General features: G+C 53.1%; 19 protein-coding genes and 1 pseudogene. 15 read left to right on the top strand and 5 right to left on the bottom strand.

Going from position 1 to position 20,734, the window contains the following annotated elements:
* Positions 1 to 47: 47 nt before the first annotated feature.
* From QLQ86_RS13780 to QLQ86_RS13710, 15 genes and pseudogenes are all read left to right on the top strand, one after another.
* Positions 48 to 1,036: pseudogene (locus QLQ86_RS13780) on the top strand (DDE-type integrase/transposase/recombinase).
* Between the two features lie 288 nt (positions 1,037 to 1,324).
* Positions 1,325 to 2,284 (top strand): glycosyltransferase family A protein, encoded by a 960-nt coding sequence (locus QLQ86_RS13775; RefSeq protein ID WP_282817336.1) that lies wholly within the window; start codon positions 1,325 to 1,327, stop codon positions 2,282 to 2,284.
* Between the two features lie 139 nt (positions 2,285 to 2,423).
* Entirely contained in the window at positions 2,424 to 3,617 is a 1,194-nt protein-coding gene (locus QLQ86_RS13770) for a glycosyltransferase (protein ID WP_282817335.1), read from the top strand.
* 89 nt (positions 3,618 to 3,706) lie between these two features.
* The gene (locus QLQ86_RS13765) at positions 3,707 to 4,963 is read left to right on the top strand and encodes an ISL3 family transposase (RefSeq protein WP_282817334.1); all 1,257 of its coding nucleotides are present in this window, start codon (positions 3,707 to 3,709) and stop codon (positions 4,961 to 4,963) included.
* A gap of 230 nt (positions 4,964 to 5,193) precedes the next feature.
* Positions 5,194 to 6,165 (top strand): sulfotransferase domain-containing protein, encoded by a 972-nt coding sequence (locus QLQ86_RS13760; protein WP_282817333.1) that lies wholly within the window; start codon positions 5,194 to 5,196, stop codon positions 6,163 to 6,165.
* 39 nt (positions 6,166 to 6,204) lie between these two features.
* Positions 6,205 to 7,290 (top strand): glycosyltransferase, encoded by a 1,086-nt coding sequence (locus QLQ86_RS13755; protein ID WP_282817332.1) that lies wholly within the window; start codon positions 6,205 to 6,207, stop codon positions 7,288 to 7,290.
* Positions 7,283 to 8,518 (top strand): ArnT family glycosyltransferase, encoded by a 1,236-nt coding sequence (locus tag QLQ86_RS13750; protein ID WP_282817331.1) that lies wholly within the window; start codon positions 7,283 to 7,285, stop codon positions 8,516 to 8,518. Before QLQ86_RS13755 ends, QLQ86_RS13750 begins: the two co-directional genes overlap by 8 nt.
* 13 nt (positions 8,519 to 8,531) lie before the next feature.
* On the top strand, positions 8,532 to 9,635 hold the full coding sequence (locus QLQ86_RS13745) for a glycosyltransferase family 4 protein (protein ID WP_282817411.1): 1,104 nt from the start codon (positions 8,532 to 8,534) through the stop codon (positions 9,633 to 9,635).
* Positions 9,632 to 10,342 (top strand): sugar transferase, encoded by a 711-nt coding sequence (locus QLQ86_RS13740; RefSeq protein ID WP_282817330.1) that lies wholly within the window; start codon positions 9,632 to 9,634, stop codon positions 10,340 to 10,342. The genes QLQ86_RS13745 and QLQ86_RS13740 overlap by 4 nt, the downstream gene beginning before the upstream one ends.
* A complete protein-coding gene (locus tag QLQ86_RS13735; RefSeq protein ID WP_282817329.1) occupies positions 10,339 to 11,163 on the top strand; it encodes an aldolase/citrate lyase family protein in 825 nt (274 codons plus the stop codon). The genes QLQ86_RS13740 and QLQ86_RS13735 overlap by 4 nt, the downstream gene beginning before the upstream one ends.
* Before the next feature lie 7 nt (positions 11,164 to 11,170).
* A complete protein-coding gene (locus QLQ86_RS13730) occupies positions 11,171 to 12,169 on the top strand; it encodes a D-2-hydroxyacid dehydrogenase (protein WP_282817328.1) in 999 nt (332 codons plus the stop codon).
* Positions 12,170 to 12,191: 22 nt separating this feature from the next.
* The gene (locus QLQ86_RS13725) at positions 12,192 to 13,742 is read left to right on the top strand and encodes a hypothetical protein (RefSeq protein ID WP_282817327.1); all 1,551 of its coding nucleotides are present in this window, start codon (positions 12,192 to 12,194) and stop codon (positions 13,740 to 13,742) included.
* A gap of 28 nt (positions 13,743 to 13,770) precedes the next feature.
* On the top strand, positions 13,771 to 14,805 hold the full coding sequence (gene galE, locus QLQ86_RS13720) for a UDP-glucose 4-epimerase GalE (protein ID WP_282817326.1): 1,035 nt from the start codon (positions 13,771 to 13,773) through the stop codon (positions 14,803 to 14,805).
* Positions 14,806 to 14,825: 20 nt separating this feature from the next.
* Positions 14,826 to 16,103, top strand: a complete 1,278-nt coding sequence (gene tviB / locus QLQ86_RS13715; RefSeq protein ID WP_282817325.1) for a Vi polysaccharide biosynthesis UDP-N-acetylglucosamine C-6 dehydrogenase TviB — start codon at positions 14,826 to 14,828, stop codon at positions 16,101 to 16,103.
* Positions 16,104 to 16,437: 334 nt separating this feature from the next.
* Complete coding sequence (locus tag QLQ86_RS13710) at positions 16,438 to 17,148, top strand: hypothetical protein (protein WP_282817324.1); 711 nt, start codon at positions 16,438 to 16,440, stop codon at positions 17,146 to 17,148.
* 111 nt (positions 17,149 to 17,259) lie between these two features.
* Here QLQ86_RS13710 and QLQ86_RS13705 read toward each other — a convergent pair whose 3' ends face one another.
* From QLQ86_RS13705 to QLQ86_RS13690, 5 genes are all read right to left on the bottom strand, one after another.
* Positions 17,260 to 17,418 (bottom strand): lasso RiPP family leader peptide-containing protein, encoded by a 159-nt coding sequence (locus tag QLQ86_RS13705; RefSeq protein ID WP_282817323.1) that lies wholly within the window; start codon positions 17,416 to 17,418, stop codon positions 17,260 to 17,262.
* Between the two features lie 196 nt (positions 17,419 to 17,614).
* Positions 17,615 to 18,082 carry a lasso peptide biosynthesis B2 protein gene (locus QLQ86_RS13700; RefSeq protein ID WP_282817322.1) on the bottom strand — a complete coding sequence of 156 codons (468 nt, stop codon included), beginning with the start codon at positions 18,080 to 18,082 and terminating at the stop codon, positions 17,615 to 17,617.
* Between the two features lie 113 nt (positions 18,083 to 18,195).
* The gene (locus tag QLQ86_RS13695; protein ID WP_282817321.1) at positions 18,196 to 18,486 is read right to left on the bottom strand and encodes a PqqD family peptide modification chaperone; all 291 of its coding nucleotides are present in this window, start codon (positions 18,484 to 18,486) and stop codon (positions 18,196 to 18,198) included.
* Positions 18,487 to 18,596: 110 nt separating this feature from the next.
* Positions 18,597 to 18,749, bottom strand: a complete 153-nt coding sequence (locus tag QLQ86_RS20160) for a lasso RiPP family leader peptide-containing protein (RefSeq protein WP_407650097.1) — start codon at positions 18,747 to 18,749, stop codon at positions 18,597 to 18,599.
* Between the two features lie 104 nt (positions 18,750 to 18,853).
* Positions 18,854 to 20,728, bottom strand: a complete 1,875-nt coding sequence (locus QLQ86_RS13690) for an asparagine synthetase B family protein (RefSeq protein WP_282817320.1) — start codon at positions 20,726 to 20,728, stop codon at positions 18,854 to 18,856.
* Positions 20,729 to 20,734: the final 6 nt, after the last annotated feature.

Here is a 20,734-nt window from a genome sequence, read left to right as displayed (position 1 = left end):
GCTAGCAGCCAGGGAGCTTCTTCATCAATTCATCCGGGAGCAGGTTCATGGACATCAAGCTGCATAAACAAGCGACCACGACACCGAAGATCCGGGCCGAGATCCAGGCAGCACCCTCCAGCATCACGGATAACGAACTGGCCCGCCAGTATGGCGTATCCACCGCGACCATCCGGCGCTGGCGGTATCGTGACAATGTCCATGATCGACCGCACACGCGTCACAACCTGCTGGCCACGCTCACGCCCGAGCAGGAGGAGGTGCTGATCGCGGCTCGCGAATTCCTTCGCCTCGGCCTGGATGATCTCCTCATCGTGGCGCGTGAGTTCCTGAACCCCTGCTTGTCACGCTCCGGACTGCATCGCATGCTCCAACGGCGCGAGGTGCCGACACTGGCGGAACTGGCTCGGCAGGACGCTGGCGATGACGGGAAGCCCCGGCATAAGCCCTTCCAGGACTATGAGCCGGGCTTCGTGCACATCGACATCAAGCACTTGCCTCAGATGACCGACGAGGAGCAGAACGCTACCTGTACGTCGCCATCGATCGCGCCACGCGCTGGGTCTATCTGGCGGTCAGGTGCAGTCAGTCCTCGAAGGATGCACGAGCGTTCATGAGGCAAGTGGTAGAAAAGGCACCGTTCAAGATTCGGATAGTGCTGACGGATAATGCCAAATGCTTCACCGATCGCTTCACGCGGGCGGGTGAGCGCAAGCCCAGCGGCCACCACCCCTTCGATCAGGAGTGCCAAGCCCATGGTATCGAACACCTCCTGATCAAGCCGGGAAAGCCACAGACGAACGGCATGGTGGAACGCTTCAACGGCCGCATCAGCGACGTGCTGGAGACTCGGCGCTATATCTCAGGCGAGGACCTGGAGCAGACGCTCAAACGCTACACTTGGCTGTACAATCACCACATCCCGCAGAAGGCGCTGCACCATCAATCACCGATTGCGGTGATGAAGGAATGGCGGACCAATCATCCTGATTTATTTGCCGAGCGGGTGGTCAATCACACGGGGTCCGACATGTAACCACCATATCAAACAAAAGGCGCTGCATCATCAATGACCGGTGGCAGCGATGAAAGTATGGTAGGCTAAACGGCCAGTGCTATTTACCAGCTGTCTAATCGTTAATTCGGAAATAAAAAGGTAAGTCAGTTTATTAAAGATATATATAGCATCGAAAAATTTTAACTAACCACCAAGCCCGTCTAAGTTATTTCTCATAATGCGTTTAAATAACAGCCTATTAGAAGGTCAGTATTTCTTAAACTTAACTTAAATGAACGGGGTTGATATTTTGTACAAGGGGTTTTTATGGCTAGTAAAGACGCATGTCCATTTTTTAGCATAGTGATGCCCGTATACAATAAAGAAAGATTTGTGGGACGGGCTATTGAATCAGTCCTTAATCAAGAATATTCCAATTTCGAATTAATTGTTGTTTGTGACCCATCAACAGATGGTAGCTCTGCAAAAGTTGCTTCTTTTAATGACGATAGGTTGCGGGTTTTTCATCGCGACAACCCCGGCCCAGGTGGTTATGCTGCGCGAAACCTTGGCATCATGAACTCTTGCGCTAATTGGATATGTTTTTTGGACGCTGACGATGAATGGCTGCCTAATCACTTAGTTAATAGCAAAGAGGCTATTGAAAAATATCCTGATATTAATTTCATCAGTAATAATTACGCAACGGTGAGTGATTTAAGATCTCCAGGTTTTACCGAAAAATCAGAATTCAAGGCAAATAGTTCCGGAAAGTTCTCTCGCGAAGATGCCTTGAGGTTTCTCGCAAGTAAAGATATTTTTCATACGAATGGCGTAGTATTAAAAAAGGAAGTTATATTGGCGGCTGGAATGTTCCCTGATGGCAAAACGAATCGAGCCGGAGATGTGGACCTTTTCCTTAAAGCAGTAATAACTACCGAACATGTATACATTTCCGATATCGTTACTAGTCTTTACTATGTAGATGAAAGTGGCGTAGTAAAAAACGTAGAGTCGACCGGAAAGGTGCATCCTGTTACTATTACGGTAAAATCTTTGCTATACAACATAAGTGAAAAAGCTACCAAAAAAAATTTAATGCTGTTATCAAACCGTAAAGCGGTTGCCTGGTCAATGCAGCGAAAGATGGGAGGGATGTTTGAGTTTTCTGAATTAGCAAATTTATTTTTTTCACAATTAAGCTTGACGCAATGGATAAGAGTGCCCTTTTTGTTAATGCCCAACGGCGTAGTGAAAGTGTACAAGAAGCTCTCGAGTCGAGATTGAGTAAAATCTTTCCATTTGTTTTTTTAAGTGGTTTTTTTAATCCTTAACTATGCATTTTTATCTGAACTATATTGCAATAAATAATATTGCGAACAGGTTGTTTAAGGTTCTTCTAGTTTAGATGACTTTCTGAGTGCGAATGAATAAATTACCTCTTCTTATATCAACCCCAAAAACGTATAATGGCGGTGCCGAGCACGTGGCAGCTCGCCTCTCAAGACACTTTCAAGCCAACTATGACGTGAGTGTCATATCTTTTGATAGCTCACGGACGGATTACGATTATGCTGGCTCAATGGTTGACCTTAAATTGCCAAGCCGTCCGGGTCTATTCCACCGTCTATATGTGATTTTGAAAGCGACAAGGGAAATAAGGCGATATAAAAAAAAATTAAGACCGGTTGCATGTATCAGCCTCATCGGGCATCCAAATATAGCCAATGTGCTTTCTCGTCAGGGTGAGCTTTGTATAGTTTCTGTGCGTACCTACCTGCGGCGTTCCCCATCGCCGATAAAGCATTACCTGCAAAAAAAAGTTATTAATGTAATTTATAATCGTGCTGATAAGATTGTCGCCATTTGTGAAGGCGTCAGGAAAGATCTGGTTGATTATTACGGTGTTGATCCGAATAAGGTTGAAGTTATCTATCCGTATTTTGATGTCGAAGAAATTCGCATTAAAAGTCAAGTATCAATTGAGCCTGAATGGGAAGACTTGTTCTCTAAGCCAGTCATTATCACAGCTGGTAGAGTTACTTACGACAAAGGGCAGTGGCATCTCATCAAGGCATTTTCGCTTATAAAGAAGGAGTTGCCAGATGCTGTACTTGTCATTCTTGGCCGTGGTGAAATGGAAGCTGAGATGAAAGAGTTAGCCCAGCTAACCGGCTATGCGAGTGACATACATTTCCTCGGTTATCGCGACAACCCATTCAAGTATATACGTGCATCCCGTGTCTTTGCGTTTCCCTCCCTTATCGAAGGCTTCGGCAACGCTCTGGGTGAGGCATTGGCTTGCGGAACACCCGTGGTTGCCGCCGATTGTGATGTTGGGCCAAGAGAAATCCTTGCATCAGACGCTAATCCACACGACAAGGCCAATACCGTTGAAGAGCACCCTGCGGGATTCCTGATTCCTGCGTTTGATGACATCTGTGACTTAGGATCCGTTGATCCGACAGTCAGCGAACAGTATATGGCGACTGCTCTGCTTTCTATATTGCAAGATAATGCACTTAGGGAAAGTATGGCCAAGGCCGCCGAACAGCGTGCCTGTCACTTCAATACTACCGCAGTAACAGGAAAATGGGATGCCTTAGTGCAGTCAAGATGAGTGATGGTCGGCGGTCGCAAGTTCCAAGCGCAACACTATTGAAGGGTGCTAGGGCCAGGATATGACCTCCAATGGACAGGAGGTATGGCATGGACGCCACCCAGATTCTGACTCTCGGCCTGGGCCTGGAAGCGCCCTGGGTTCTCAAGGACCAGCACCTGGATACCTCGGTGTCGCCCCACAGCCTGGATCTCTATGTCGAGGTCGAGCGCGGCAGCTTCTATCCCTATCCGGAATGCGGCAAGGCCTGCCCGGCCCACGACTTTGCCGAGAAGACGTGGCGGCATCTGAACTTCTTCCAGCACCACTGTTACCTGCATGCCCGCGTGCCCCGCACCAAGTGTCCCGAGCATGGCGTCAAGCGCATCGAGGTACCTTGGGCGCGGCCGGGCAGCGACTTCACCCTGCTGTTCGAGCAGGCAGCCATGTCGCTCGTCAAGGAGATGCCTGTGCTGGCGGTCTCTCGGCAGCTGGAGATCTCTGACAAGCGCCTGTGTCGCATCGTGCATCACTACGTGGGCCGCATGCTGGGCGAGCTGGATCTGTCTAACGTGGCCACTGTCGGCGTGGACGAAACGGCCTCAAGACGGGGGCAGCGCTACATCACGGTGTTCCTCGACATGCAGCTCAAGCAGGAGCCGGTAATCTTTGCCGTGCCCGGGCATGGCAAGATCACCATCGCGGCCTTCAGCGCCTTCCTGGCGGCCCTTGGCGGCGATCCGGACAACGTGGTCGAGGTCGTCTGCGACATGTCACAAGCCTTTCTGAGCGGTGTGGCCGAGCATCTTCCCAAGGCCGAGGTGGCGGTCGACTGGCTACACATCGTGCAGACCTTCACCAAGGCGTTGGACGAGGTTCGCAAGAAAGAGCGTCGTGAGAAGGGGCATCCCAATGCCCTCCGGTGGGCGGTCTTGAAGAACCTGGATAACGACAACCTGACGGCCAACCAGATCACCGCCCTCCAGGAGCTGGTGGCCGACCAACGGGCCACTGGCGATGCCTGGGTGATCAAGGAAAAGCTGCGCTGGATTCAGAAGGCGCCGACGCCGCGTGCTGCCCGGTGGCGCATCACGAACTATCTCAAGGTCATGCGGGAGGCCGTCAGTGGCCAGGCACTGCTCAAGCCGATGGAGAAGGCACTGACGACGCTGGAGCGCCACGCAGAGCAGGTGGTAAGGCGCTGGACCTCCAGCCTGACAAACGCACGTCTGGAAAGCATGAACGGTCTTTTTCAGGCGGCCCGATCACGCGCACGCGGCTACCGGAACGATGCCAACTTCATCGCGATGATCTACCTGATTGGCAGCCCCGTAGGGTACCTGCTCGATCAGGCCAAATCCACATGAAGTGACGAAGAACCCACTTTTCACCTTGGAGGCAGGTGAGTGACTCCACATAAACATTGGGCAGTATTTAGGTGATTTTATCTTAAAAAACAGTATTGCATAGAAATAGGCTGATAATTTTTGAATTAGATGTAAAAACTCTGTTCCTAAACACTTTTTATTTTTTTTCTGACAGTCAATTATCCGTAAGATCTAGTTAGATTCTCCGTTGTCTATATAAGGTGCTGTCAATGCTTGTTTCTGTAGGTGGATCTATCTCAACGGGATCTACGCCATGGATTGACATTATTTCGTCATACAGTGAAGTTAATGTCTTGCCCGGCGAAATACGTTTAGGCGAGTCTGGTTTTTACAATATATTATCTAAGCTGTATTGGAATATTCCTCCCAGCTTAGAAGATTATCAGTGTGTCGAAAAAATGCTTGTGGATTATGGAAAAAGCATTCCATTGCCAGCTAAGATTGCAATCTATTTTTTAGTTAATGTTCCTGGCATTCCGAATAGTATCCGCAGTTATGCCTCGGGATATCGCCTCCGTAAAAGAGGGTACAACAAGCTTTTGCCTGGCTTTACGTTGTGCTCAACAGACATGCTGAAAAAACTAAAGACCCTTATAGACAATTTTAATACATTGGACGCCAATGTCCGCCGGTTACGACTTTTTTCTCTGGTAGATGAGTACCTGTACTCTCTTGAAAAGCTTATGGCAAGTAACGAAAGCGATAGAGTAATTATTGATCAGCTGGTTACTCCAAGGCTTTTATTTGATGTAAGGTATGGTCCTGTAATTAGCGATATTATGAGTACATTGAAAATAATTGTTGTTAGGCGAGATCCTAGAGATCAGTTCATAGACATGCTTTTAAAGAAAAAGAAACATTATCATATTATGTCAGCTGATGAAGCAGTACGCGTTTATGTTGATCAATATTTACCTAGATACGACCAGATGGAGACTATGCTTGAACGCTGCGATTCTAGCAAAGTATTAAGCATTTGGTTTGAAGATATTTTTTTTAATTTTGAATCAGCGCTGGATAAGGTAGAGTCTTTTATTGGGTTGAAAAAAAGGCCATCTGATTTTAATAATTTTGATTTTCATGAAGGATCAAAGAAGATTCAAATGTATAGCAGTGGCGAGTTTTCCAAAGAAGTGGCTTTTATTGAAGATAGCATGAGAAGGCACCTGTATAGCTACTAGTCGATTTTAATGTCTATGCGCTATTTTTTGGAGCAATAAATGAAAATCATTCATGTCATATCTTCTGCAGCTTCTGGTGGTGCTGAAATATATGTAAAAGACCTCTCTAAAGCTATGGTCTTAAATGGTAATGATGTGCTTATTGTTTTTCTTGACCGAGCAAGTGAGTCAGGTAGGGATGCCGATTTCGAATCAAGCTTTCTTTCTGAGCTAGATAAAAATGGTATTGAGTATGGCTTCCTTGGCAGCTCCAGCAGAATAAATCCTGTCAAGGGTGCTCTTGGCCTTGCTCGCTTATGTCGCAAGTTCTCACCTAATGTCATTCATTCTCATCTTTATTTTGGAGCGATTTTTTCCCTGTTTCAGTTCGGAGTTCCTCATGTGTATACGCATCATAATATAAAATTGAAAGCATCTCCGTATTTATATCGGATTCTTGATTTGCGTACCACCGCTTATGTCGGTATCTGTAACGCATGCGAAACGCTATTGAAAGGTGTCACAAGGAAACCGGTTGTACGTATTGACAATGGGGTCGATGAATCGAGGGTCAATCCCAAGAAGACTTTCAGTCTTGATTTACCCTTAAAGATAATATGTGTTGGCACGCTTTCCCTTCAGAAAAACCATCAACTTCTTCTACATGCGATATCGAAACTTCCGGACCTCGATATATTGCTTACAGTTGCGGGAGAGGGGTCCCAGGCTCATCAGCTCAAGTGTCTGGTAAAAGAACTTGGAATCGAAAGAAAAGTCGATTTCATCGGTAATAGTAATAACATAAAGCAGCTGATGCACGATGCTGATATTTTTGTCATGTCATCTGCTTGGGAAGGCCTTCCCATCGTCCAGATCGAGGCAACGCTCACGGGGTTGCCTGTTCTGGTGACGGATGTAGGGGGCTGCTCGGAGATTGTGGACCGTGTAGGAAATGGACTTGTCGCCAAGGTGGAACTCGAGGACTATACAGAGAAACTGGAAAAACTGATAGTGGATGGCGAACTTCGCGCTACCTTTCATAAAAACGCTCTGCAGAATGGGGGGCACTACACGATCGATAATGCCGTGAACAGCCATCTAGTACTCTATGATCATTTGACAAGGCAGTTGGCCCACCATGCCTGAAATCTCATTCGTCTTCGTTCTGTTCGTGCTCAGCGGTGTCTATTGCCTCTGGATGGGCTTTCGCCATCGGTGGCTTCTCTGGCCTCTTCTGGTCGCCTATTCTTTCAGGCTTTTCCTTTTCGTGCTGGATTACACTTATGTTTTTCGCCCGCCGGGAGCTAGTGCCGATGCGTCTCGCTTTACACGGATTTCTTCTGAATACGCCTCCCTGGACTGGATTGTGCTTCTGGATCGAGTGCCGTGGTTCAGTTCGAAATTCTATCCTTGGCTAGGCGGAATTCTTCAGAAAGTGGTGGGAGAGTCATCGCTGTTTCTACTCGCTACAAATTTCTTCTTCGGACATGTGGTTGTTGCGGTAACAGGAATTATCTGTTATCAGCTATGGGGGAAACGCACTGCTGTGGTGGCTGCAATGATCATGGCTCTTTATCCCTACGGAGCGTTCAACTCAGTACTGGCCATGCGCGAAGAGGTTTCCATCATGTTCTTTATGATGGGCCTTTATTTCTATATTCGCTGGGTGTCGGGTAAGTCTGTTCTGGGCCTATTGTGGGGCGGCCTGCTCTTTGGTGTGGCCGTTCTATTTCACCCGGGTTGGGTGGCAGCCTTTGTCGGGGTTGCGGCTTATCTTGCTTACTTTCTCTATCGCAATCTCTTCAAGGATCGCCCCAGCCTTGTCAGCCGCCTATACGCCTTCAAGATGCTGTTATCCATTGCCATGCTGGCCTTTTCCCTAGGGATGGTGACAATGAGCGGGGGTATCAGCCTGGGTAAAGGCATTGAAGTCGGTACAGAGTCAGAAGGTGGCGTGGTTGAGTCCATCGAGGAACGTTTCTCCCAGGAGGGGTCGGGTGGCTCTGCGTACCCCAGTTTCGTGGCTAAAGGTGACCCCTATACGCAGCCTTGGCTAATACCTTCGCGAATAGTCTATTTTCATTTTTCGCCTTTTCCCTGGGATATCAGGAGTCCCATCCACCTTTTTGGCTTAATTTCTTCGGTACTTTATTGGTTCCTTGCCTGGCGAGTCTACCGTGGGTGGAACCGATTGAAAGAGCGAGATGACTGTGTGGCATTGCTGTTCATCTTTGGCGCGATTACCTTCGTGTTTGCCATTGGAGTCACCAATATCGGCACGGCCATTCGTCACAAGACCAAGGTACTCGGCCTGTTCGTTATTCTGGCCGCCTCGTCATTCAACAGTTTCAGAATACGATTCAAAGGGAAGTGATATCGTGGATGTTATGATTCTTGCTGGCAACGCCCGGTCTCTGATCGCCAATCGTGGCGATCTGATCCGCGACATGCGTGCCGCCGGCCTGGAAGTGGCGGCTGCCGTGCCCACGGCGGATTACCTGCCGGAGGTCGAGGAGTTGGGGATTACCATCTACCCGGTGACAATGGGGCGCACGGCCATCAATCCGATGCACGACCTCAAGTATTTGCTCGTCCTGCGCAAGCTGCTGCGCCGGGTGCGGCCTCGGGTAGTGTTCTGTTATACCGTCAAGCCGGTGGTCTATGGCAGCCTGGCGGCGAAGTTGGCCGGGGTCCCTCGCATCTATTCGATGATCACTGGCCTTGGCCATGTGTTCACTACCGATAATGCGCGCAACCAGCGGCTGCAGAAGATTATCGGCATTCTCTATCGCAGTGGGCTTGCTGCTAACCGTAAGGTCTTCTTTCAGAACCCGGATGATCTGCAGGAGTTTCTCGATCGCGGGATGCTTAAGGACCGCACCAAGGCGGTGCGCACCTATGGCTCCGGGGTGGACATGCAACGGTTCGCTCGCGCGCCACTATCCGAGGGGGCCATTACCTTTCTCTTCATCGGCCGGCTATTGACCGAGAAGGGCTTGGCGGAATTCTGCGAGGCGGCCCGCCAGGTCAGGAGCGATTATCCGGAAGTGCGCTATATTGCTGTAGGCCCCCATGATCCTGACCTGCCGCACGCCTGTTCGGCTGAAGATTTGGAGCAATGGAAGGCCGCAGGAGTGGTGGAGTTCGTTGGTGGGGTCAGTGACGTACGGCCCTGGATCAAGGCGTGCTCGGTGTTTGTGCTTCCTTCCTACCGGGAAGGGACGCCGCGATCGGTGCTGGAAGCCATGAGCATGGGGCGCGCCATTATCACCAGCGACGCCCCCGGGTGTCGGGAAACCGTAGAGGAAGGCAGCAACGGGTTTCTGGTCGTACCGCGCCAGAGCCAGCCCCTGGCCGATGCCATGCGCCGTTTCCTTGAAGAGCCCGAACTGATCGCGCGCATGGGTGAGGCCTCCTGGCAACTGGTGGAGCGTCACTATGATGTTCGCAAGGTGAACCATGGGATTCTCGACGCCATGGAGCTGACATGAAGGATCTGGCCAAACGCCTTTTCGATATTGTCTCCAGTGCCGCGGCGCTGATCACACTGGGTCCCCTGCTGCTGGTGGTGGCCCTTTGGATCAAGCTCGACAGCCCTGGTCCGGTGTTCTTCATGCAGCAGCGCGCAGGCCTGTGTGGCCGACCCTTCCGGATATTCAAGTTCCGCACCATGGTGCATCGAACCCCGAACCAGATCGACCAGTACAGCGAGCGCGTCGTGAGTGAAGGGCATGACCCGCGGATCACCCGTGCCGGTCGCATCATTCGCGCCTCAAGCCTCGATGAGCTGCCGCAGCTGCTGAATATCCTCAAGGGTGACATGAGCGTGGTAGGGCCTCGTCCGGTATTGATGGAGCAGAAGGAGGTGGTGCCGCCAGGGTACATCAAGCGCTTTTCTGTGCGCCCGGGGCTTACCGGCCTTGCACAGGTGCGTGGCCGGCGCAGCCTTGGGTGGCTGAAGCAGTTGGCCTTCGATGCTGAATATGTCGAGAAGCGCAGTTTCTTCTACGACCTGAGCATCATCCTCGCCACAGTCAAGGTAGTGGTGCTGGGCGGCGGCATCTATGGTGGGCAAGGCCTAAACTGGCGCACTTATCGTGATAGTCTCGAAGGCAAGCCGCCGGCCGATGACGATGTCACCTCTGCTCTGGCTGAGTACGAGCCGGAGATAAATAAGGTTAAGGAGGGGCAGTCATGAGTCATCTCTCTTTCATGATGATTACTGCCAGCGCAGAATTGGCCGGATTCATCGAGCAGCATGGAGTGGCGCGTATCTTTCTCGATCAGGAAGTGCTTGGCAAGGCAGAACGTCAGGGGCATCTGGATACCCACCATGCCGCCCACTCCCTGGAAGAGATCGCCGCAGTAGCCAGAGTGTTGAGACAGGCCGAACTCATGGTGCGCCTGAACCCCTTGAACCCGCAGAGTCGCAAGGAAATCGATGCGGCACTCGACTGCGGGGCGCAGAGGCTCATGCTGCCGATGTTCACTACCCGTCGCGATGTGGAAGACTTCCTGTCACTGGTGGATGGCCGCGTGCCGACGACTTTCCTTGCTGAAACACCGCAGGCTCTGGTACGTCTGCCCGACTGGCTTCCTCTGCTGGAACCCCGCCGCGATGAAGTTCACATTGGGCTCAATGATCTTTCATTGGGCATGGGGCTCGATTTCCTGTTCGAGCCCATGGCCGGACGATTGCTGGATCCTGCCGCAGAACTGCTCGCTTCAGCTGATATCCGTTGGGGAGTTGGGGGCATAGCCCGCACAGGCGAGGGCGAATTACCCGCGGAAACAGTGCTGGGCGAACATGTTCGTCTGGGGTCCCAATGGGTGATTCTTTCCCGCGCTTTTCACCTGGGGGCAACCTCCTCCGAGGAACTGATGGCAAATCTGGACTTTCCCGCAGAAATTACCAAGCTGCGTGAAGCCGAATCTCAGTGGCGGCAGGCCTCGCCCGAGGATCTGCTGGTCAATCAGCAGCAACTGGCAGAGTGCGCCTTCCGCCTGGGGCGTAAGTAGGATTGGCATGACCGAGACCAATACTCGATACGAGCCCTTTCCCGTCCGGAGCATCTTGTTTCTGCAGAAGGCCGAAGTGCTGGAGCAGCAAAAGGCCGAGGTAATCGCGCATTTGGGTAAAGAACTACCAGAAGCCAGCATCACCTTTGCCGGGAGCATCGACGACATTCCCGGCGGTGGCGAATTCGATGTTGTCATCACGCCTACCTTGCCATGGCTGCCGCAGGCACTGGCACTTCTGGCTGGCTACCGCTGGATTCATTTTCTCTCTTCCGGGGTGGAAAAGATCTGGGCCATGGATTTCGACAAGACTCGGCCGCTGATGACCAAGAGCATTGGGGTGCACGGTGCGCCGATGAGCGAATACGCGATCGGTGCCATGCTTTACTTCACCAAGCAGTTCGGTTGTTTTCACGATCAGGCCCGCCGCGGCGAATGGAAGCGTGCCTGGCTGGATGAACTCACCGGCAAGCAGCTGACCGTGCTCGGGTTGGGGCATATCGGCCAGTGCCTGGTGCGGCGGGCCAAGGCCTTCGATATGGAAGTGGCGGGTACCTTGAGACACCTGCGCCCGGTAGCTCAGGTAGACCGTGTGGTCCCTATGGCTGAGATCGCAAGCGAGCTGGCTCGGACGGATTTTCTTGTGTGCTGCCTGCCACTCACCGAGGAGACCCGGGGGCTGGTCGACGAGGAACTGCTGGGCAGACTCAAGCCGGGTGCGGTACTTGTCGATATATCCCGTGGAGGAGTGGTGCAGGGCGCTGCAGTGCTTAAGGCACTTGATGCCGGTATTCTCAAGGGGGCGGCCCTTGATGTGTTCGAACAGCAGCCGCTTCCGCCGGGCTCGCCGTTGTGGAGAAGGGAGGATGTGCTGATCACGCCGCATGTCTCAGGCACCATGCCGCACTATCTGGAGAAAGCGTTAAACGTCTTTCTCGATAATTATAACGCCTTAAAAGTTGGGCAACCCATGGTGACCTTGGTGGACCAAGGGGCCGGCTATTGATGAATGGGGATCTGTGGTGACCATGAGCAACTTTATTGATGCTGACGAAGTTTTATTCGCACGCGGTTTTGCCTTGTATCCTAGTCATGCGAACCTGTGCGATGATGTCTGGAGTGATCTTTCTTCTTGGAAAATTAAAGAGGTAAAGGGATATACTTTACGCCATCATCCAAGCTCAAGCGTTTCTGTCGGAGGGCATCAACAAGATAGTGGTGTCATTCTTGTGGGGAATGCTGTCAATCCTTTTTCAGGTGAAATAGAGGATGAAATTGTCAGCAGTCTAGTTTCTCAAAAATACCGTGTGCAGGAAGATGGCAGTCTATCAGAAGAGCTTATTGGCTATATCGATCAGCTTACAGGGCGTTTTCAACTTTTTTTTATCAAGAATGGTGCAGTGTGCGCATTATGCGACGCAACAGGCTTAGCGCCACTATATTTTTGTCAAAATGATGATAATTTCTTCTTTTCTTCGCACTCCCAATTGTTGGCCGAGCTTGTTGACAGTGAAAGAGATGGAGATTTGCAAGAGATTATTGATTCTCCGTTTTATTCTATAGGCAGAAGGCATCTTCCCGGGTATAAAAGTCCTTTCAAGGGTATAGATTTGGTTGGAGCCAACGTATATCTGAGTTCATTGATAAAAAGGCGTGTCAGGGTGTTTCCTCGTGAGCCCCTGAGCAATACCTCTACATCACTTTCGGAGATTGTTCTTGACTCCGCCGATATTCTTCAACGAACTGCGGCTCTGTACATTTCAAGTCGTGCTGTACTGATCAGTCTTTCTCTTGGGCAAGACAGTCGTATTAACTTGTCGGCTTTTCATGAGTGGCGGCGAGAAATTGAGACATACTCTTACTGTGGAAATCTGGCTGAAACCGCCGAAGCAAATAGGGTACATGCATTTTCTCGTGATCTCGGAGTCAAACATCATATTGTTGATACTAAAAATGTGAGTTCGGCCGATTGCCAAGACTTGGTTGGTACGTTAGATAGAACGACGGCCTATATGCGAAAGCATAAGTCAACAGAGTTGGAAAAACTGGTTGCGATGAAACGTTGGTTTCCCGCAGGCGCCCTGGAAATAAAGGGAGAGGCTTCAGAGGTCGGAAGGGCCACCTACTCGAAACGCTCCGGGATAAAAAACTTCCCTCAACTTGACGTTCGAGCCATGAGCAACCTCTATAAAAGAGTACTATATCCAAGGCATTTGCTGAAGCGTATTGATGGCTACTTTGAGGAATTCAAAAGTGATGGGGGGTTTGGATTTTCTTCTCTTGGGTATGACGATTATGACATGTTTTTTTGGGAACACCGTACAGCGTGCTGTGTGTCGTTGGGTATGCAAGATCACGATATTTACCATGACGCTTCCGCTTTAATGAACAACCGTCTTCTTTTGAAACGCTTTCTTTTGCCTGATTTTGAAAGCAGGCTTGAAGATAAGTTGCATAAGGCTGTATGCGAAAAACTTTGGCCCGGTATCCTCGATACTCCTACTTCTAAGCGGGGTTCTTTAAAAGGAAGAACTAAAATTTTAGCAGAGAATCTTTTTTTCAGAGCTAACAGGTTTTAAGCCCGCCCGAAGAGGAGAAAAGGCTGAAATGAAAGTTTTAGTAACCGGCGGTGCTGGCTATATCGGATCTCATACCGTTCTCATTCTGCTGGAAGCCGGCCATGAGGTGGTGGTGCTGGACAACCTTTGCAATGCTTCGCGGGAGGCACTGCGACGTGTGGAACGGTTGGTCGGCCGCGAGCTGGTTTTCGTGGAGGGCGATATTCGCGACCGGGCGCTGTTGGATCAGCTGCTGGTCGAGTGGCCGATCAGCGCGGTGATTCACTTTGCTGGGCTGAAGGCGGTGGGTGAGAGCGTGCAACAGCCGCTTGCCTATTACGCGAACAACGTGGCGGGTACGATCACGCTCTGCCAGGCGATGCAGGCAGCGGGTGTTCAGCGGCTGGTGTTCAGCTCTTCCGCCACCGTCTACGGAGCCGACGCGCCGGTACCTTATCAGGAAACCATGCCGCGTGGGCAGGCAACAAGCCCCTATGGTGCGTCAAAGGCGATGGTCGAGCAGGTGCTCGAGGACCTGTGCCGTTCGAATGACTTGTGGTCCGTGGCGGCTCTCCGTTATTTCAACCCCATTGGGGCTCATCCCAGCGGGGAAATTGGTGAGGATCCTCAGGGTATTCCCAATAACTTGATGCCCTTCATTGCCCAGGTGGCGTCTGGCAGGCGCAATACCTTGTCCATCTTCGGTAATGACTACTCCACCGCAGATGGCACCTGCGAGCGTGACTACCTGCACGTCATGGATCTGGCAGAAGGGCATGTCGCAGCACTGGCACACATCACTACGCCCGGTATCGCATGCTACAACCTCGGAACCGGCAATGCCTTCTCCGTGCTGCAGATGGTAGAGCGTTTCAGCGTCGTTAACGGGGTCGAAGTGCCTTATGCCTTCGCTCCGCGACGTGCCGGCGATCTCCCCGCCTTCTGGGCTGATCCTGGCAAGGCCGGCGCGGAACTTGGTTGGGTGGCACGGCGCAGCCTGGACGACATGATGCGGGATACCTGGCGCTGGCAGCAGCGAAACCCCTACGGTTATCGCCAGGGGTACGCAACGCAGACCCCATAACAATTGAAGGGATTAACAATATGCTGAGCATGGATAACGTGCGCCTGGGCGTGATCGGTCTGGGCTATGTGGGCCTGCCCCTGGCGGTGGAGTTCGGCAAGGTCGTGCCCACCGTGGGCTTCGACATCAACGCCCGGCGCATAAAAGAGCTGCGTGACGGGGTGGATCACACTCTGGAGGTTGAGCCGGAGCTGCTGGCCCGGGCAACACAGCTCAGTTTCGAGAGCGGGCTGGATGCGCTGCGTGACTGCAACGTCTATATCGTGACCGTGCCGACCCCTATCGATGGCAGCCGACGGCCGGATCTCACCCCGCTGATCAAGGCCAGCGAAACGCTCGGCAGGGTGGTGGGGCAGGGTGACGTGGTCATCTATGAGTCCACCGTCTACCCGGGGGCGACCGAGGAAGACTGCATTCCGGTGATCGAGAAGGTGTCCGGCCTGGTCTATAACCGAGACTTCTACGCCGGCTACAGCCCCGAGCGGATCAATCCTGGCGACAAGGAGCATCGCGTTACCGCGATCACCAAGGTGACATCGGGCTCGACCCCGGAAGTGGCTGATTTTGTGGACGCCCTTTATCGGCGGGTGATCACGGCAGGCACCCACAAGGCAAGCTCGATCGCCGTGGCAGAGGCAGCCAAGGTGATCGAGAATACCCAGCGCGATGTGAACATCGCGCTGATCAATGAGCTCTCCATGATCTTCAACCGCCTGGGTATCGATACCGAGGAAGTGCTGCTGGCGGCCGGGACGAAATGGAACTTTCTGCCGTTTCGGCCTGGACTGGTCGGTGGGCACTGTATCGGTGTCGACCCGTACTATCTCACCCACAAGGCGCAGCAGGTGGGTTATCACCCCGAAGTGATTCTCTCTGGACGGCGCATCAATGACGGCATGGGTGCCTATGTGTCAGCGCAGCTCATCAAGAGCATGCTGAAGGCGCGGATTCATGTTCAAGGCGCACGAGTGCTGGTGATGGGCCTGACGTTCAAGGAGAACTGCCCGGACCTGCGCAACACCCGAGTGGTGGATATCGTTGATGAGATGAGCGATTACGGCGTTACCGTGGATGTTCACGATCCGCATGTGGATGCCAGGGAAGCCGAGAGCGAGTACGGTATCAGGCCCGTGACCTCACCCGAGGCTGGGGCCTATGACGCCATCATTGTAGCGGTGGCCCATCGCGAATTCATGGACCTTGGCGCTTCACTCATCCGCCAGTGGGGCAAACCGGCTCATGTCCTCTATGACCTCAAGTATATGCTCCCCATGGGAGAGTCGGACCTGAGGCTGTAGTCGCCAGGAGGCGTCCCGAGAGGGGCATGATTGTTGCCTGACTATGAGGAATCGAGTGTTTATATCAACGGAGAGGCGTGGCCGTGGCTCATTGCAGGTCGGGAGCCATTACTATCGTACCTATGGACTTACCCTGGCGTCTCAATTGGCGCTCCCGGAACTTTCTCCCATAGCGGCGTGTGAGACCTCCGATGTTGAGGTCGTCCTCGGTGAGGTGTCTAAAACACTTGAGGGTGGCAAGCGCAAGAACCGCTGGGTAGAAGTGCGTGATGGAATCTGTCAGATCACGATAAGTGGCGTCGCCAGATATTGCTGTGAGCATGGGAAGCGCATCGTGGTGGATCAACGCTGCGGCGGTGACAGCACTTCGGAGGTGGATCCGGGGGACGTGCGGCTGTTCCTTCTTGGCTCCGCCCTGGGGGCATTGCTCCATCAGCGCCACTGGCTGCCCCTGCATGTCAGTGCCCTGTCGACACCGGCCGGTGTCTGGGCCTTCACCGGTCACTCCGGGGCGGGCAAGTCAACGCTGGGAAGTTGGCTCAACCGCCATCATGGCTGGCCAATGCTGACCGATGATGTGGCCGTCATCAAACCCGAGCTTTCCCTCCCTCTGCTCCATCCTGGGCCTCCCAGGGCCAAGCTGTGGCGCGATGCGCTGCAGGCACTGGGTATTGATACCGATAGCCTGGTTCGAGATCTGACGCGTGCAGAAAAGTTCCATGTGCCGTTGCAGGAAGGGTTTCAGCATCGTGCAGAGCCTCTTGCAGCCCTGGTGCAACTGGAACGTGGAGAGGCGCATGAACCCGCTCAACTGACACGCCTGCAGGGAGTGGAAGCCTTCCGCACGATCATGGCGTCGCTCTATCGACCCGAGATGGCCGATGCGTTCAACAGTGCCGGCCAGCTGATGAAGGATTCGGCTGTCCTGGCCGGTAAAATTCGCGTATATCGCTATCGACGGCCCTGGACACTGGATAGCATTGACGAGAGCCTCGCCCCTCTACTGGCAGAAATCGATGCCCGGTCTGGGCGGCCCCCAGAATGATAGGCAGACTCTGAGGCTTCCTCGCAATTTCCGTCCCTGAAAGCAAGTGGCGAGCAAGTCATGAGCCCTGCTCGCCAATGTTGCGATCATCTGAATTCGGGACGATATCCTTCAGGAAGCGAGGGCTCCGAAGGCATCACTCGGATTGCTGTCGGATGGAAAGGGTGCTGCATCACTATTGAATGCATCACCCGCATGGGTGATGTCCCTCAACTCGCCCAATTCCTGGACGGTGGGACTTTCGTAGGTCTTTCGTTCATTCATATTCATTAACATCATCTCCTTGTTGAGCCATCTATAGAGACTCCGCATGCCGCTGTTCTGCATGCATTCCGAGTGTAATATATGGCAGAAAAAAAGCAACCTTTTGTTACAAATCAGAGGTGGCTGCATGCTCTACTAAAGGTGCACTGAAGGCTATCGGATCATGGGAAGGAAAGTCCAAGGATTATCGAGCATCAACTGGTTAGTTGGGCTCACTGCGAGTGTTTTTCAAATAACACCCCACAACGGTATATTCCGCGAAACCATGACCACCGGATACTGGCACGCGTCCAGCCACCACCCAGGCGTGAGCCTTGAATTCGCCGCTCTCTCTGTTCCTGGTCAGGCCGAAATAGAGCGCATAGGGGATGCGAAAAAGGCCAAGCAGCAGACGCGCCGTCACGGCTTGGGGAAAGCAGTTGGCGACCCAGGGAGTGTAACGCGAGGCCAGCCGAATCACATGGGCAATCTGGATGGCGCGCCTTTCCTGCTCTGTAGTGAGCAGTTGAGTATAAGACTGAAGTCCAACCGAGTGACCAAGATAGGGCGCAAGCCTTCTGAAAGTGATCGTAAGTATGACTAGACGGCTGATCCCCAGCATGAGCCAGGTGGGTAAAAGCCAGACCTTGGTGAACGAAGGTTTTTTCAGCAGCGAGACGGTACGACGCATGTATGAGTTCATGATGTCCAGATGAACGGCTGCAGTATCTTGGTAGAAGCGTGGTGACAATTCGTTGTCTGCTTTTTCTTTTATGCCGATGCGTGCGCTGGAGGACAGGGGTTCTAGTTCACTTGACGAACCAGACCGTTGGCCATCAGCTCCTGAACAAATGCCTGTAGATCGCGACGACACTTATCTGCCTCGACTTCGTATTCATGTGTGATGGTTTCGACCAGCCCTTCGATACTGATCGGGGATTCCAGGAGTTCGAACGCTCGCGCGCCCACGCCGGAAATACCGTAGTAGCGTCCTGCCACGGCGTTCATCATGACCAATTCCCCGTCCAGGTCGGCGGCTACGAGATCCGGGGTTCGCTCCAGAAGAATGTTATTGTCTGGCAATGAGTTCAACATGTGGTGGTTACCTTCGATAATATTTTTATTTCTAACTGTAACCACCAGCGCGACAGAAATTTGTCGCGCTGGTGATGTTCCTTACTTCGCATTAACGGGATATCCTGCATTCAGGATGCGAGTTCTCCATTTCCCCAAGCGGAGTTGTCGATAAATTGCTGAGAATCACTGTTCGCAGCATTACCATTTTGAGTGATTTCCTTAAGGTCACCCAGCTCGTTAAGGGTAGGAGTTTCGTAGCACTTTCGCTCTACATGATGCATAATTATTTCCTCTTATAGACTAGCTTTATCTTAAGTCTGTCAATTTCCGACAGCGCTTTTATTGTAGCGCTTAAAGAAAAAGCGCACCAGCCGTCTTCAATGGGCTATTCATTACCTTCTTCGGCGTAGCGAATGAAGCCGCCAACCGACATCCCACGCAACAACCACAGCCGGAAACGAGCTTCGACCCAAGGGTCGTCCCACCCCTCAGTAGGCCACTCGCTGATGGCTTGTTCCATGCCTTCCAGGTCCAGATACCGCCCGGCGCTTTCATGGGCTTTCAACTTCTCCAGCTCCTGACGCATCTGTGGCAGGAGCTTCTCGGCGTTATCATGCCAGTCCGGCGCCTGGAGCCCTCGGGTGGGCGTGTCGAGAATCTCGCTGGGCAGGATCCCCTGCATCGTTCTGCGAATCAGCCATTTGGTGTGCCCGTCGCCCAGGTATTGTGATTCGGGGACGGCCAGGCAGAAGGCCATCAGCTCGCGATCGGCAGTAGGGTCGCGATCCTCCATGCCGTGCAAGTTGGTGATGGCGTTGTATTCCCCGGTATCGATACGGTAGAGGGAGGTGATGCGCTGCTTGCGTCCCTGCCAGCCTGGCTGGTGGCTCAGGTCGAAGCCCATCCTCCGGGCACGCTCCTCGCTGTTCATCCTGTGCGACCAGGCGGGATTGATGGAGGAATACTCGAACAAGGTGGCGATTCTTCTCTGGGAGCGCTCGCGGGCCCGCCATATCGTGTTGGGCACCAGCGGCATCAGGCAGGGTCGAATCATGCGGCGCCAGTGCAGGTTGGGATTACGCCCCTTGAGTTGGCGATATAGCTTGGTCAGCGTCAGCCACTTTCCGTGGGCGAGCAGCCAGGGCAGGTAGGGCATGCCATCATGGGAAATGCTCATGTTGCCCAGGTTTCCATTGAGCAACACCTTGACCCCACGCTGCGCTGCATCTTCGCGTATCGCCTTCTCCCATACCATGTTGCAGGCATTGAGAGGCGCGCGATCCAGCTGTTCGATCACTTCATGGAGATCATCCAGCGGGGTAGCCGTCTCATCTCGGCGCAGTATCACGTGCTCGATGTTGTCGAAGCGCCCGGCGAGCGCCTTGGCCCCCATCGTTTCATCGGCGTGCCTATGGCGGGGGACCGGCCCGCTGAAACCCTCCCGGGGAGCAGCCGTGTACGCCAGCAGAGGCTCGTCTTGCTGGCCGAGAAGCCCCGCTGCTACAGCGGTCACGGTCGAACTGTCGAGCCCCGAGCTCAGGTGAGAGGCAATGGGGCCGCGGCTGCGCAGGCGGCGACACGTTGCCCGTTCCAGTTGCTCTTTGAGGGCTTCCTCGTATTCATCATCGCTTCCCAGTCGAATCTCTCGGTCGGGATCGAAGCGGAAGTAGTAACGCTTGCCCAGCCTTCCCTTGTCGAGTTCCACCACCTGGCCGGGTTCCACCCGGAAAATATCCCGATAAAGCGATTGGGGGCCGTTCATGGGCATCAGGCAGAGATAGTCGTGGAGGCTCTCTTCACAAAGCGCCTTGGTCAGGCCGGGTACTGCAAACAGCGCCTTGGGCATGCTGGCGAAGGCGAAGAGGTCGTCGCGCCAATACCAGAAGAGGGGGCGCATGCCCAGCGCATCGCGTGCCAGCCAGAGACGCTGGCGACGCGGCTGCCAGCAAGCGAGGGCGTAGTCACCGAGCAGGTGCCCGGGGGCCTCACTGTCCCAGCGGGCGCAGGCATGGAAGGCGATCTCGCTGTCAGCCATCTGAGCAGCTCGGCTGGGCGCGATATCCAGCTGAGCGATGAGCTCTTCGCGGTTATCCAGCCGGCCATCGAATACCATCGCCAGCTGCTGGCCCTGGTGCCAGAGGGGCTGTCGGTCGAGGCTGTCCTCAGGGGTGATGCGCAGCAGGGTTCGAGCCAGGCCTGCGCTGCCCTGGTGCCAGCTGTGCTGGGCGTCCTGGCCATAAGGGGCCAGCAGGATCTGCATGCGATA

This window comes from Halomonas rhizosphaerae, assembly GCF_030012485.1.
GTDB classification, from domain to species: domain Bacteria; phylum Pseudomonadota; class Gammaproteobacteria; order Pseudomonadales; family Halomonadaceae; genus Halomonas; species Halomonas rhizosphaerae.
This window is presented reverse-complemented; position numbering and strand designations above follow the sequence as displayed.